This window comes from Spiroplasma endosymbiont of Diplazon laetatorius (assembly GCF_964019625.1).
Classification (GTDB): domain Bacteria; phylum Bacillota_I; class Bacilli_A; order Mycoplasmatales; family Mycoplasmataceae; genus Spiroplasma_A.
On record NZ_OZ026458.1, the window covers coordinates 879,755 to 893,203 of the forward strand.

Consider the following 13,449-nt stretch of genomic DNA (forward strand, 5'->3'; position numbering starts at 1 on the left):
CTTTCCTATTTAACTTCTGTTCCAGATTTTTTAGCAATTCTTACTTTTTTTCCATCTGCAATTTTGTATCCAACTCTTGTAGCGTTATCTTTTGCTTTAGGATCAACTAGTGAAACGTTTGAAGCATCGATTGATGCTGGAATTTCTTTAATTCCACCTTCTTGATCTGTTTGTGAAGGTTTTGAGTGCTTAATAGCTACGATTCCTTCAACGTATACTCTTTTTTTATCTTTTGATAATTTAACTACTGGTCCAATTTTTCCTTTGTGGCTTCCGGCGATTACTTTTACAACGTCTCCTCTTAAGATTTTTGATTTATTCATAAAAGTTCCCCTTCTATAACACTTCAGGTGCTAGAGATGCAATTTTAGCAAATCCAGCATCCTTTACTTCACGTGCGATTGGACCAAAGATACGAGTACCTCTTGGTGATTTATCATCTTTGATGATTACTGCAGCATTTTCAGAGAACTTAATGTATGTTCCATCAGCTCTTCTTAATCCTCTAACAGTTCTAACAATAACAGCTTTAATTACTTGTCCTTTTTTAACAGCTCCACCAGGTGATGCTGATTTAACAGTTGCAACAACTATATCTCCAATGTTTGTGAACTTTCTAACACTTCCACCTAAATTACGAATAACTAATATTTCTTTAGCTCCTGAGTTATCAGCGACTTTTAATCTTGATTCATTTTGTATCATTCTGTTGTACCTCTGAAATTAGATAATTGCTTTTTCAACAACTCTAACAAGTCTAAAGTTTTTAGTTTTACTCATTGGGCGAGTTTCCATAATTTCAACTCTGTCTCCCATTTGAGCAACTGAGTTTTCATCGTGTGCTTTGTATTTTTTTGAATACTTAACACGTTTTTTGTAAATTGGGTGGTTTTTGTATGTTTCAACTAAAACAGTGATAGTTTTATCCATTTTGTCTGAAACTACTCTACCAGTGTAAGTTTTTCTTAAATTTCTTTCCATGGTTATTTAGCTCCTTTTGTTGTTGTAGATTTTGCTGCTTTTTTTTCTGCTGCTTTTTTGTTAGCTTCTTCGATTTGTTTTTTAGCTTCTTCAGCATTTGATCCGAATGTATATGTTTTAGCGTCTTTTGGTTTCCCTGAAAGTTTTAAATCAATACCTTCGATATTTTCACCTTTAGCTACTCCAACTTTCATAGGTTTTACTTCAACACCTTTAAGTGCTTCTTTACCTTTTCCAGTTGCTTTTGCTTCACCAGCTTCTACTGGTTTAACAGTAGCTTTTGGTGCTGCAGGTTTTTTAACTTCAGCAGTAGTTTTACCTGCTGCTTTAGGAGCAGCTTTTGGTGCTGCCTCTGCTTTAGGAGCAGCTTCTTTTTTAGGAGCTGCTGCTTTTGTTGTAGTAGTTTTTGCTGCTGCTTTAGGAGCTGCTGCTTTTTCTTCTACTTTTGGAGCAGCTTCTTTTTTAGGAGCTGCTGCTTTAGGAGCAGCTTTTGGTGCTGCTTCTACTTCAACTGGAGCATCTGCTGCTTCAGATGTTGCATTTTGCATTGCTGCCATAATTGCATCTTCTGAAACTTCATTTCCAGTTCCGAATTGTTCTTGTTGAAGTTTTTCAATCATATCTTTATGTTTTTGACGAACTTCTTTTCCAGCTTTTTCAGCTTCTGAAACAGCTTTTGAGTAATCTGCTTTAATAGTTTTATTAACATCTTCTCCAGCTTTTTTTCTTTCGCTTAATAACATTTCAATTCTTGCTATGTCTTTTTTAAGTGAAGGAATTCTGTGAGTTTGTTCTAAACTACCTACTGCAGCTTGGAATTTAAGTGCGAATAATTCAGCACGACGATCTTCACCAAGTTTGATTAAATCTTCAACTGATTTTGTTCTTAATTCCATCATGAAGTCAACTGCTTTAGACATTATTCATCACCTCTCTTAACGATTTTACAACGCACTGGTAATTTGTGCATTGCTAGACGTAAGGCTTCACGAGCAACTTCTTCTGAAACTCCGCCAATTTCAAACATGAATTGACCAGTTTTAACTACTGCTACTCATTCTTCAGGAGATCCTTTCCCTGAACCCATACGTACTTCTAATGGCTTTTTAGTTTTTGCCATGTGAGGGAATATTCTAATTCAAACTTTTCCAAAACGTTTCATATAACGAGTCATGGCAATACGAGCTGCTTCGATTTGTCTTGAAGTAATTCAAGCACCATCTAATGACATTAATCCGTATTCACCAAATGCGATGAATTTACCACCTTTTGCTTTTCCTTCATAACTCACTCTGTGAGGACGACGGAATTTAACTCTTTTAGGCATTAACATAATTATTTAGCCTCCTTTGGTGATCTTGTTTGAGGTTTTTTGTCCTCGATCACTTTTGAATTGTTTTGGTTTTGTTTTCCTATGATTTCCCCGTGGTTAATTCAAACTTTAACCCCGATTTGCCCATATGTAGTTCTTGCTTCATATAGAGCGTAATCAATATCACTTCTTAAAGTTGATAATGGTACTGAACCTTCTAGGTATCCTTCAGTACGAGCCATTTCAACTCCTCCAAGTCTTCCAGAAACTGAAGTTTTAATTCCTTTAGCTCCTGCTTTTAATGCTTTTCTAATTGCTAATTTTTGTACAGTTCTAAATGATGCACGGTTTGTAATTTGTTCACCAATGAATGTTGCTACTAATTTAGCATCAACATCTGGGTTTTTGATTTCTATTACTTTAACTTTTACATCAGCTTTTCTGTCTTTAATTGTTTTTCTTACTGTTAAAACGATATTTTCAACATTTTTACCTTCTTGTCCAAGAACGATAGCTGGACGAGCAGAACGAATTACTAGAGTGATTTCTTTTTTAGTTCTTTCGATTTCAATTTTTGAAACTGCTGCATTTCTTAATTGTTTTTCAACAGCTTTTCTAATTTTGATATCTTGGTGTAATCACTTAACATATTCACCTTTTTCAGCGTATCAACGGTTATCTCAACCTCTAATAACACCTATACGTAAAACGTTTGGAGATACTTTTTGTCCCATACTCTATAATTCCTTCCTATCTTTCGTCGCTAACCACGATTGTAATGTGGCTAGTTCTTTTTAAAATTTCATATGCTCTACCGTGAGCTCTTGGTCTAAAACGTTTTAATGTTGGTCCTTCGTTAACGAAGATTGTTTTAACAAATAATTGGTCAGCTTCCATACCGTTGTTGTTAACAGCATTTGCTACAGCTGAGTTTAATAATTTTAATACTGGTTCTGAAGATCTTTTGTCTTGGTTTTGAAGAATTGCTACAGCTTCTGATATTTTTTTACTTCTGATAGAGTCAGCTACTAGTCTAACTTTTCTAGGTGATATTCTAATCATTGTTAATTTTGCTTTTGCTTCCATGTTTTGAAACTCCTATTTCCTAATGATTATTTTTTCTTTTTCTTGTCATCACCGTGTCCACCAAACTTACGTGTTGGTGAAAATTCTCCTAATTTGTGACCTACCATATCTTCTGTAACATAAACTGGGATAAATTCTTTTCCGTTGTAAACTCCAAATGTGTGACCAACGAAACTTGGAAAGATTGTTGAACGACGTGATCAAGTTTTAATTGTTTCTTTTTTTTCACCTAATGCTTCTACTTTTTTAATTAAGTAGTCATCAGCAAAAGGTCCTTTTTTTAATGATCTAGACATTTATTCAAATCCTCCTATTTGTTATCGTTTCTTCTTCTTACTATTAATTTAGTAGAAGCTTTCTTTTTATCACGTGTTTTAACACCAAGAGCTTTTTTACCTCATGGTGTTAATGGAGCTTTACGCCCGATTGGAGCACGACCTTCTCCCCCTCCGTGAGGGTGATCGATTGGGTTCATAACTGACCCACGAACTGTTGGTCTAATTCCTCTTCAACGGTTTCTTCCAGCTTTTCCTCAGTTTACTAAGTTGTATTCTTCATTTCCTACTTCACCGATTGTTGCATAACATTCAGCAAGTACTTTTCTAACTTCTCCTGAACCTAAACGTAAAGTGATGTATTTTCCATCTTCATCTTTACCTAAGATTTGTACTGAACTTCCTGCACTACGTGCGATTTGTCCACCTTTTCCTGGTCTTAATTCAACGTTGTGAATTAATGTTCCTTCAGGAATGTTTTTTAGTGGTGCTGCATTACCAACTTTGATATCTGCATGTTCACCAGCTATAATTTCTTGTCCTACTTGCATTCCTTTTGCAAATAAGATGTATCTTTTTTCTCCATCGATGTAGTTTACTAAACAGATAAATGAGTTTCTGTTTGGATCGTATTCGATAGTTGCGATTTTTCCAGCAATATCTAATTTATTACGTTTGAAATCGATGATACGATATTTTCTTTTGTGCCCTCCACCTTTGTGGCGAGTTGTTATTTGACCGTGATTATTTCTTCCAGCCTTTTCATTTAGTTTTGCAACTAATGAACCTTCAGGCTTTGAAGTTGTAAGGATACTATAATCTAAGCTAGTCATGTTTCTACGACCGTTTGTCGTAGGCTTATATTTTTTGATTGGCATAATATATCCTCCTGTTTTCGCCTAATCTTTTTTCTTTCCTTAGTGATTAATTTCTTAATCCTATAAGTCTGATAAGATATCTAATGTTTCTCCATCTTTTAATACAATGATGGCTTTTTTGAAACCTGCTGTTTTACCAACAAATTTTCCCATTCTTTTGTCTTTTCCGTCATAGTTCATAGTTCTTACGTCTTTAACTTTAACTTGGAAAATTTCTTCGAATGTTTTTTTGATTAATGTTTTGTTTGCTTTTTTATCAACAACAAATGTGTACGCACCATTTTGTTGACCTAAGTAAGTCTTTTCAGTTAACAAAGGTTTTTTAATAACTTGTGTTAAATGCATTATGCATACACCTCCTCGATTTTGTTTACAGTATCTTCAGTAACAACTAATTTAGTTGCGTTTAATAAATCAAAGATGTTCATTTTTTGGAAGTCTAATGTTTTAACTCCTGGAATGTTTCCTGCTGATTTAACAACTAATTCTTCATGTTCTTTAGTTACTATTAATGTTTTTTGATCTTCAACTTTAATGTTTTTCATTACTGATAACATTTCTTTTGTTGAAGGTTTTGAGAATGCAAATTTATCTAATACTACTAAGTTTGCTTCTTTTGCTTTAATACTTAAAGCACTTCTAATTGCTAATTGTCTAACTTTTTTATTAACTGCTTTTTTGTAGTTAATGTTTGGTGTAGGACCAAAAGTTACTCCCCCACCCCTTCATTGTGGAGCTCTAATAGATCCTTGACGGGCACGTCCTGTACCTTTTTGTCTTCAAGGTTTTCTACCTCCACCACGTACTTCAGCTCTAGTTTTTGTTTTTCTTGTTCCTTGTCTTAATGCAGCTTGTTGTGAAACAACTGTATCAAAGATTGCTTGTTGATGAGGTTCAATACCTCAAACTTTATCGTTTAATGTAATTTCTTTAAGAGATGTTCCCTTAACATCTAAAACTTGTGCTTTCATGTTAAATTGTATCCTCCTAATTATTCAGCTGCAGGAGCTGTTTCTTCAACTACTGGAGCTGGAGTTGGTTCAACTACAGCTTTAGTAGCAGTGTTTCTTGATAACAATGAAACTGCTTCTTGCGCTTTTCTACCTTTAACGTTTTGTTTAATTACAACAAACCCTTTTCTTGGACCAGGAACTGATCCTTTAACTAAAACTAAATTTCTTTCAGTATCGATTTTGATTACTTCTAAGTTTTGGATTGTCACTTGTTCATGTCCCATGTGACCTGCCATTTTTTTAGATTTGAAGATTCTGTTGATAATTGCTCCCATTGACCCAATACCTCTGTGGTATCCTGATCCGTGACCCATTGGTCCTCTTGAGTAATTATGTCTTTTGATTGCACCTGCAAATCCTTTACCTTTTGATATACCTGTAACGTCCACAAATTCACCAGCGTTGAATACGTCGGCTGCATTAATTGTTGCACCTGTTTCGTATCCTTCCATATCTCTGATTTCTTTTACGAAGCGCTTAGGTTCTGAGTTAACTTTTTTAAATTGACCCATGTCTGGTTTATTTAATAAGTTAGCTCTTTTTGTGATTGTTCCCAATTTTAGTGCTTGGTATCCATCTTTTTCAACTGATTTTACTTGTAAAACTGTATTTGGTTCTACTGCAATAACAGTAACTGGAATTAATTTACCGCTTTCACTAAAGATTTGAGTCATCTCTAACTTACGTCCTAAGATTCCTTTCATGATATTTCCTCCTGTATTTTTTTTATGTTGTTCATGTATATCTTGATTGTTTACTATAATTTAATTTCGATATTAACACCAGTAGGCAATTGAACTCTTGTTAATGAGTCCATTGTTTTAGGTGTTGGTTCAACTATCTCAAGTATTCTTTTATGTGTTCTCATTTCGAACTGCTCTCTACTATCTTTGTATTTATGAGTAGCTCTTAATATTGTAATAATTTGCTTTTCTGTTGGTAATGGAATAGGTCCACGAACTTTAGCTCCAGTTGACTCAGCTGCTTCAATAATTTTAGCAATTGATTGGTCAACAATAGCGTGATCGTAACCTTTAAGTTTGATTTTAATTTTTTGTTGAGCCATTTGGTCCTCCTTCAACATTGACAACCCTTTTCAGTGTGTTGTCCTAATGAACACAAAATATACATGCCTTTCCATTATCACACATTGTTCTTTAAAAAGCAACTAAATAAATAAAAAATAAGAAAGTTTTTTGAACCTTCTTATTTTTAAAATACTGACGTTTTATTGAGTTGTTAACTCTATTGAGTGGCCTATGTTTCAGTTAACATTTGATAAAAAAGCCTGGTTAGCTCCACCTTGGGGAACATATGCTCTAAGATAAAAAATAAAGCATATTGATGCACCTTTACCTATTGTTCATAAATTCTCCATTACAGTTCCTGCTTTTAATTCAAAACCAGAATCATAAATGCTCTGACTTATAACGGGATTAGTAAAATTTTTAATTTGTTCCATCGATGAAACCGTGCTGTTTATAATTGTGTGATAGTATGTATACTTTTGAGTAAGGCTTGGTCGAACATCTGTGTGATCATTTGTACTTCATTCGATTGCTGTTCTTTCTTTTTCTGGTGTTGAGTATTTCATTTTTTGATTTGTAGCTGTTTTCACTTCATTATATTGTGAATATGTTAATGGTGCTCTAAATAAGAAATAATTTTCTGCATTTAATTCCAAAAGACTATTTGCATAAGCATTTTTTATAACATCACTTTCATCATTTGTAAATTTAAATTCATAATTAATTTTATCGTTTTGTTGGTTAACAGTTCTAATTAATCTATCAGGATATGATTGAACATCCAAGTAAAATACATTACTTGGATTAATTTCTTCATTATTAGACTCTATAATTTTTATATTCAAAAAAGTAGGAAGTGCATTGGGAATTGGTAGCATTCCAACCATTGCTGATATTAAAAATTTAATCATGATTTTCCTTTCTTTCAACTACCCGCCCTACCAACCTATTTTTATAGTTTGATATATAACTCTATTTAATTCTATTATGCTAAACCTATAAATTCTTTTTATTTAGTGATGTGAATATTTTTTATAATTACTTGTTAAAAAATCAAAAAAAATCAACTTTAAAAAGTTGATTTTAAATCCTATTTCATTAATGAAACTGGTGATTCTTTTCTTATTTTTCAAGTTGTGATTGATATAGAAGTTATGAAGCTTGTAACCATAATTATGGTTGAAGCTAATAACGCTCATCAACTTAGACCTAAAGGAATAGAACCTACATTTTGTTTAATAAACGATCCTGTTAAAGTAACTAATACAGCACTTCCAGATATTCCAAGAAGCATAGCTATTCCGGCTAATATTGTTAGTGTTCCAAATGAATACTTAATAACTTTTCAGTTTGAGTATCCAAGTGATTTCATAACAATCATGAATTTTCTGTATTGATTTACATATAGATCAGTAATAATTATCATTGATAGTGTTGCTGTAATAACAATAACAACTATGAATGAGATAGCTATTGTCAATACTAAACCAGCAACTTGGTTTATTAATGCTTTTTGTTCCGATAAGAACTCAACATTTTTCATCTCTAAAGTATCATAGTACTGACTTCCACCACTTAGAGTGTATTCACCAGTTCTAACTGATTTTGAGAATGATGCCTGACTTGTTAAGAAGTAAGGTTCTTTTGATTGAGACATAATACCACTAAATCATCTAGAAGGACTATATGATTTTTGACTTGCATCACCTCAAATTTGATCCTCTATACCTCTGCTTGTTAAGTCACTTGCTGTTGTTCAAGTAAATGTATCAATTGTTTCGTCCCCTAAGTTATATGATCCATTTGTTTCTTTTTCATATACATAGTTATAAGGAGTATATTTACTTGTTGAATAACCATGAACTAAATTAGTTAGGTCTTGATCGGCTAATATAATATCACTTCCGTAAACATCAACTGTTGATACTGGAACAAGTCTAATTTCTTTTATTCCAAAGTTCATTTCAACATCTCTGTCTATTATCCCTGCTTTAGGTTCAACAAAGTTTTGTCTAAAGAATGAGTTTTTTCAAGATAATAAATTTCCCAATTCTGAACCTGGTTGAGCATCTTCTGGTTTATAAGTGCTGTCATAAGTTAATGAATAAGGTCTAATTCAGATGTAATCACTAATATTTGATTCACCCGTAGCTCTTTCTCAGTCTTTTCTAGTTTTTTCTGGTACTTGTTCAGATTTTACATAACCATATCATTTATCATTTTGTTCACCTTTGTCTAATGCAGTTAAACTAGTTTCATAAGATTTTGGCACAAACATAAATAAATTATCATATGTATAATACGGTCTTACTTCAGATTTATCTCCTAAAATATCAGCAAATCCCATAGCAGTTTCAGATACGTTTGTTGCATTTAAATTTCTATCAAATGCCATAATCTTTTCTCCGCTATATTCAAATGACTTAGCAAATGTGAATTTAGAAGTATCTAATCCAGCAGGATCTAGATAAACTTTTTTACCATCAAATTTAGAACCTAAATTGACTTTATTTCAATCAGTGTCATCGTAAGCTCACGCACTATTTGGCATATTAACACCATCAAGTGACATAACTAATCTTTTTGCTTTGAAGTTATCTATTTTTATATTTTCACTTCTTGATTTGTTTAGCTTAAACTTTGATTGATCATTCATAGTAACTGGTATATTTAAAACACCATTTGAATATAAGTTAAATTGGTTTTTAGTTTTTATAGATTCTTTTGATTCTCCATTTAAAACTTTTTCAAGTTTTTCTACAGATACATCATCTATAAACATTTTGCTTGAATTGTCACTTAATTTATAAGCTTTTTGATTTGATTGAACTCCAGTTAAAGCCATATTTTTGTTACTTGTTGTAAAATCTGTTTTTGTATAGAAATCATCTTCACCGGGTACATAGTTTGAGAAAGTTCATCCAAATGTATATTGGTTATATCTGTTTTCACTTTTACTTAAATAACTTTTTACGTAACTTGGAGTTTGACTTAGAATAGCTGACATAATTGCGCCTTTTCATCCATCTCCACCCTCTTCATTATTAATTTCCCCAGGGAAAATTGCACTTAATATTGGTGGTAACCCTTCAGAAAGAACAGCAGATAAGTCATCTGTTTTTTTGATTCTGGCCTCTTTTGTTTTAATTTTTTCATTTGTTCCATCATGTATTACATATTCTAAAATTCTTTGAATATCAGACATATTTATAGCTCTACCTATTGTTTGAGGTATATTATTTCCAAATATATATCCAATCATATTTAATAATGAACCACTTGAAAGTTCTTTTAGTGATCATTCAAAACCACCTTTATTATCATTGGCTTTGCTGTTGTAAAAGAATTTAGGTATCATTGAATAATCAGATATTCCAGTAACATTAGTTACAGAATCACTCAAGTAATTTGTTTTTCCAAATTCACCTGTTACATTATTTAGATACTGATCATAGTAGTCTACACCATTTCAAGCAGATAAACTTGTTTTTGAAAGTGGTGAGTTACCAATTGATTCTAAGTTTTCAATTTTATTTGAATATTTAACATTTTTATAATATGAACTAACTGCAGTATTTACCATTCCCGGAATAGACATTGAAGATGTTATCAACAATGAAGCTATTAAAACAGTAATTGTAGAAATAAGAGTTGGTTTCATACCACTAATTGCAAGTTCAATACTAAATTTAGTTGTGAATTTAGTATTTTTTGTCATTTTTAATTTTAAGTTATCTATTCATTGAATTCTTCTTATAGTTTCTTTCTTGTTTATTATTTCAAGAACTGGTTTGTTAATTAAAAATAAAGCAGTTATATAAGAAACTATAATTGTAAATCCACCAAACAGAAGCATTAAAGCCCCAAGAGATCATGCATTGAATCGTGCTTCATTGTAAGCACCACCTGTATAAGATATAAATAATCTACAGAAAGATTCTTGAGCATAACCACCTAAGAATCAAGATAGTGGAACAACAAATAACAATAACACTAATCCATATGATATATATGAGAAAGCTATTTGACTATTTTTAGTACCTAAAGCCTTTAATATACCAATTTCTCCGGCATTAAATTGAATTGTTTTTTTGATTGCAATTAACATAGTAATTAAACATATTGCAAGTATTATTAAACACACAATATATGAAATAGTTGAAAATGTTTTCAAAACTAAAGGTGTAAGTTCTCAGTTAAATGAAAGAGCACTTCCTTTATAGTGAGTAAAACTATCTTTTACTTTTTCAGCAAAGTTTTCACCATTTTTTGAAACATTTTCTTGATCCGCTTGTAAGTTATCTAAACTATTGTAGTTTAGAGAATTAAATAAACTAATATTTTTTTCAACACTTGTTTTATCTTTTACTGTTAAAAATCTATAAACATTTGTTGTTGTTACTTTTGATTCGTTTGCAGTTAAAACACTATCGATAATATTCTTTTGAATATATATAATAGCTCCCTTTTTATTGTTAGGGAAAGGCACAGTTAAATCCGCAATCGGGAAGTTTGTGTATGGATCTGCTGCAAAACCAGAAACAGTTAAGTTGGCACCCCCAACTTTAATGTTTGAACCTATTTTTATTTTATTTTCCTTTGCGTATTGAGGGTTTAATAAAACTTCATTTTTAGTTCTTGGTTTATTTCCTTGATAAACAGTTGTGTTTTTTTCTGTTCAATCATCCATTACAACCATTCTGTAATGTCTTTCTGCTGCATTGTCAGCAAAAACAGCTTCCATTCTTGAATAAACATCAACACCAGATGCTAGACCCAGTAATTTTTGTCTCTCAAAATAAGTTGCTACTATATCTGCATTTTCTTTGTTATAAATGTCTTTTTTTGTAAAACTATTTTTATCTTTCATAAGACTTTCTAAAAAGTCTCCAGTATCCATTAGTTTTAAACCGTCAGCATTTATAACGTTTCCATTTGATTCAATGTGAGCAAGTTGTCCATTTGCTCCAGTTTCATAAAAGCTTTTTCCTTCTTTTGATTCGTTTGTTTTATTAAATAATCAGTCTTTAAGAATTGTTGCATTTTGGACTGAATTTTTTTCTAACTTACTAGAATCAGAAAATTCATCTAAAACAGCTTTAGTACCTTCATCAAATTTTGAATTAATTGCTTTTTCCATATGGTATTGTACATAATCGTGAACCATTTTATTAATTTGTACTACTATTGATAAAAAAGCATTATCGATATATGTATTTATTTCTTTTTGGAAATTAGTAGCATTTGAATACTCTAAATCTTCGTTTATTAAAATATCATCTTCTTTTATAATGTTTTTATTTATCATTTTACCAAACATTGAGTTTTGATCTTTTATTTCATTAAAAGAAGCTCTTAATTCAGTTTTTAATAAATTAATAGTTTTTATTGTAAAACCTTTTAATTGTTTTGATAAAAATGTTGTTCCACTTGTATAAACATCTAATGCAGAAAGGTTTCTGTCTGTTCCCCCAGCATCAATATAACTAATTTGACTTCAATAATTAGTCTCAACTAAATTTGATTTTTTAGAATCTAAACCGTACGCACTAAAGTATTTAGCTTCGTCTCCTGCGTTTTGTTCAGCACTGTAGTTAAATCAAGACTTATTGTACTCATTGTTATTAATTAATTCTGTAAATTCAGTTGTAAAATCTGTAGAAGCGAAAGCTTTTGTAATAAAAGTTTCTTTGCTTCCCTCAGAAGCCATTGATATATTTACGTTATACGCAACAGCTTTATTGTCCTTTGTAATGTATTCATCAGATATAAAGTCCATAATAGGAACCATTGTTTTAGTATCTAAAGCACTTGCAGTTTCCAATGATTTTTCATCATAGTAATCAAACTTGTCCACTTTGCTCATGGTTCTTTCATATTCACTTGTCATTCTATCATTGATTGAGTTTGTAACACTTAAAATTAGTGATGCAAAGAATCCAAGAATAACTATTAATATGAATTGAGTTTTATATCTGAAGACACCCTTTATCCCTTGTTTTATTAACAAGAAAAAATTGCTCTTCTTCATATTTTCCTTCTCTTTTCTAATTTAAATTATTTTTACCCTAAGTTTTTTTAGTTAATTTTATATATTAAAAAGATCAGGAGGTATGTTCCCCTTTTTCATAGTTCTAAGTTCTAAAGATTCAATATTGTTAATTAAAATAACAGTTTCTTTTCAACTATTTTCGATTAAAAGTTGCTCTTCTTTGTTTGAAGTCATCTCTTCAAACAACATTTTCAACACATTATTTAATTTAGTTGATTTTCTATATATTGTTTTAACAAAAAGATCGTTTGATGTAGCAACAGTTTTAATTATCGAGTATACAAATAAGCACGCAAAAATATACACCACAGAGTAAATTAAAAAACTATTTATTAAAACTATTATTGCCAATAATGTTCAGTTTGCATTTTCAATATTTAAGTATTTATAAACTTCACGGTTATTTCATCAATTTATTCTTCCTGTAATTAATTCAGTTCTTTGAAATGATGAATAAGTAGCCATTAAAGAAATACCAAAAAACACCAAAGTAACAAGCATTGTTATGTAGAATCTAAAATTATTATTTAAAGAATTCATAGCTATAATATCTTTTCTAGATATTTCAAAATTATATTGTTCTGCATGTCTCAAAAACTTTGTTATGAAGTTTGATATAAAGTAAATTGAGATAAATATTAAAACAACGTTAGTTGCAATAGATAATGTGAAAACAGCGCTTTTGTTTTCTAAAAAGTTTTGAATTGGAAAAGTTAAAAAAATCAAAAAAAATATTATTATTAAATTTTTATTTTCTCTAACTTTTTTCATAAAATCCTCACTTAAAACTAATTATAATTTAAAAAAAAAAAAAAAATCAAAAA

15 protein-coding genes and 1 pseudogene are annotated in these 13,449 nt (G+C 31.0%); all 16 read right to left on the reverse strand.

Annotation, left to right across the window (positions count from 1 at the left end; genetic code table 4):
• Window positions 1–5: 5 nt before the first annotated feature.
• Window positions 6–323 carry a 50S ribosomal protein L24 gene (gene rplX, locus AACL10_RS04250; protein ID WP_338984902.1) on the reverse strand — a complete coding sequence of 106 codons (318 nt, stop codon included), beginning with the start codon at window positions 321–323 and terminating at the stop codon, window positions 6–8.
• A gap of 13 nt (window positions 324–336) precedes the next feature.
• Window positions 337–705, reverse strand: a complete 369-nt coding sequence (rplN, locus tag AACL10_RS04255; RefSeq protein ID WP_101781027.1) for a 50S ribosomal protein L14 — start codon at window positions 703–705, stop codon at window positions 337–339.
• A gap of 18 nt (window positions 706–723) precedes the next feature.
• On the reverse strand, window positions 724–981 hold the full coding sequence (gene rpsQ, locus AACL10_RS04260) for a 30S ribosomal protein S17 (RefSeq protein WP_338984904.1): 258 nt from the start codon (window positions 979–981) through the stop codon (window positions 724–726).
• Window positions 982–1,481: 500 nt separating this feature from the next.
• A pseudogene (gene rpmC, locus AACL10_RS04760) lies at window positions 1,482–1,880 on the reverse strand (50S ribosomal protein L29); the annotation flags it as partial.
• A gap of 20 nt (window positions 1,881–1,900) precedes the next feature.
• Window positions 1,901–2,314 carry a 50S ribosomal protein L16 gene (gene rplP, locus AACL10_RS04270; RefSeq protein ID WP_100917037.1) on the reverse strand — a complete coding sequence of 138 codons (414 nt, stop codon included), beginning with the start codon at window positions 2,312–2,314 and terminating at the stop codon, window positions 1,901–1,903.
• Window positions 2,315–2,316: 2 nt separating this feature from the next.
• Window positions 2,317–3,027, reverse strand: a complete 711-nt coding sequence (rpsC, locus tag AACL10_RS04275) for a 30S ribosomal protein S3 (RefSeq protein WP_338984909.1) — start codon at window positions 3,025–3,027, stop codon at window positions 2,317–2,319.
• Window positions 3,028–3,043: 16 nt separating this feature from the next.
• Window positions 3,044–3,379 carry a 50S ribosomal protein L22 gene (rplV, locus tag AACL10_RS04280; RefSeq protein ID WP_100917039.1) on the reverse strand — a complete coding sequence of 112 codons (336 nt, stop codon included), beginning with the start codon at window positions 3,377–3,379 and terminating at the stop codon, window positions 3,044–3,046.
• A gap of 26 nt (window positions 3,380–3,405) precedes the next feature.
• Window positions 3,406–3,675 (reverse strand): 30S ribosomal protein S19, encoded by a 270-nt coding sequence (gene rpsS / locus AACL10_RS04285; protein ID WP_020836709.1) that lies wholly within the window; start codon window positions 3,673–3,675, stop codon window positions 3,406–3,408.
• A 14-nt stretch (window positions 3,676–3,689) separates the two neighbouring features.
• The gene (gene rplB, locus AACL10_RS04290) at window positions 3,690–4,532 is read right to left on the reverse strand and encodes a 50S ribosomal protein L2 (RefSeq protein WP_338984914.1); all 843 of its coding nucleotides are present in this window, start codon (window positions 4,530–4,532) and stop codon (window positions 3,690–3,692) included.
• Between the two features lie 60 nt (window positions 4,533–4,592).
• Window positions 4,593–4,877: a 50S ribosomal protein L23 gene (gene rplW / locus AACL10_RS04295; protein ID WP_101781033.1), complete on the reverse strand. Its 285-nt coding sequence runs from the start codon at window positions 4,875–4,877 to the stop codon at window positions 4,593–4,595.
• Window positions 4,877–5,503, reverse strand: a complete 627-nt coding sequence (gene rplD, locus AACL10_RS04300; protein WP_338984917.1) for a 50S ribosomal protein L4 — start codon at window positions 5,501–5,503, stop codon at window positions 4,877–4,879. Before rplD ends, rplW begins: the two co-directional genes overlap by 1 nt.
• A 20-nt stretch (window positions 5,504–5,523) precedes the next feature.
• Complete coding sequence (rplC, locus tag AACL10_RS04305) at window positions 5,524–6,249, reverse strand: 50S ribosomal protein L3 (protein ID WP_422398122.1); 726 nt, start codon at window positions 6,247–6,249, stop codon at window positions 5,524–5,526.
• Between the two features lie 53 nt (window positions 6,250–6,302).
• The gene (gene rpsJ / locus AACL10_RS04310; protein ID WP_020834754.1) at window positions 6,303–6,611 is read right to left on the reverse strand and encodes a 30S ribosomal protein S10; all 309 of its coding nucleotides are present in this window, start codon (window positions 6,609–6,611) and stop codon (window positions 6,303–6,305) included.
• A 162-nt stretch (window positions 6,612–6,773) separates the two neighbouring features.
• A complete protein-coding gene (locus AACL10_RS04315; protein ID WP_338984921.1) occupies window positions 6,774–7,484 on the reverse strand; it encodes a hypothetical protein in 711 nt (236 codons plus the stop codon).
• A gap of 179 nt (window positions 7,485–7,663) precedes the next feature.
• Window positions 7,664–12,604, reverse strand: coding sequence for an ABC transporter permease (locus AACL10_RS04320; protein WP_338984923.1), 4,941 nt, complete (start codon window positions 12,602–12,604; stop codon window positions 7,664–7,666).
• 57 nt (window positions 12,605–12,661) lie between these two features.
• Window positions 12,662–13,396: a hypothetical protein gene (locus tag AACL10_RS04325; protein WP_338984925.1), complete on the reverse strand. Its 735-nt coding sequence runs from the start codon at window positions 13,394–13,396 to the stop codon at window positions 12,662–12,664.
• Window positions 13,397–13,449: the final 53 nt, after the last annotated feature.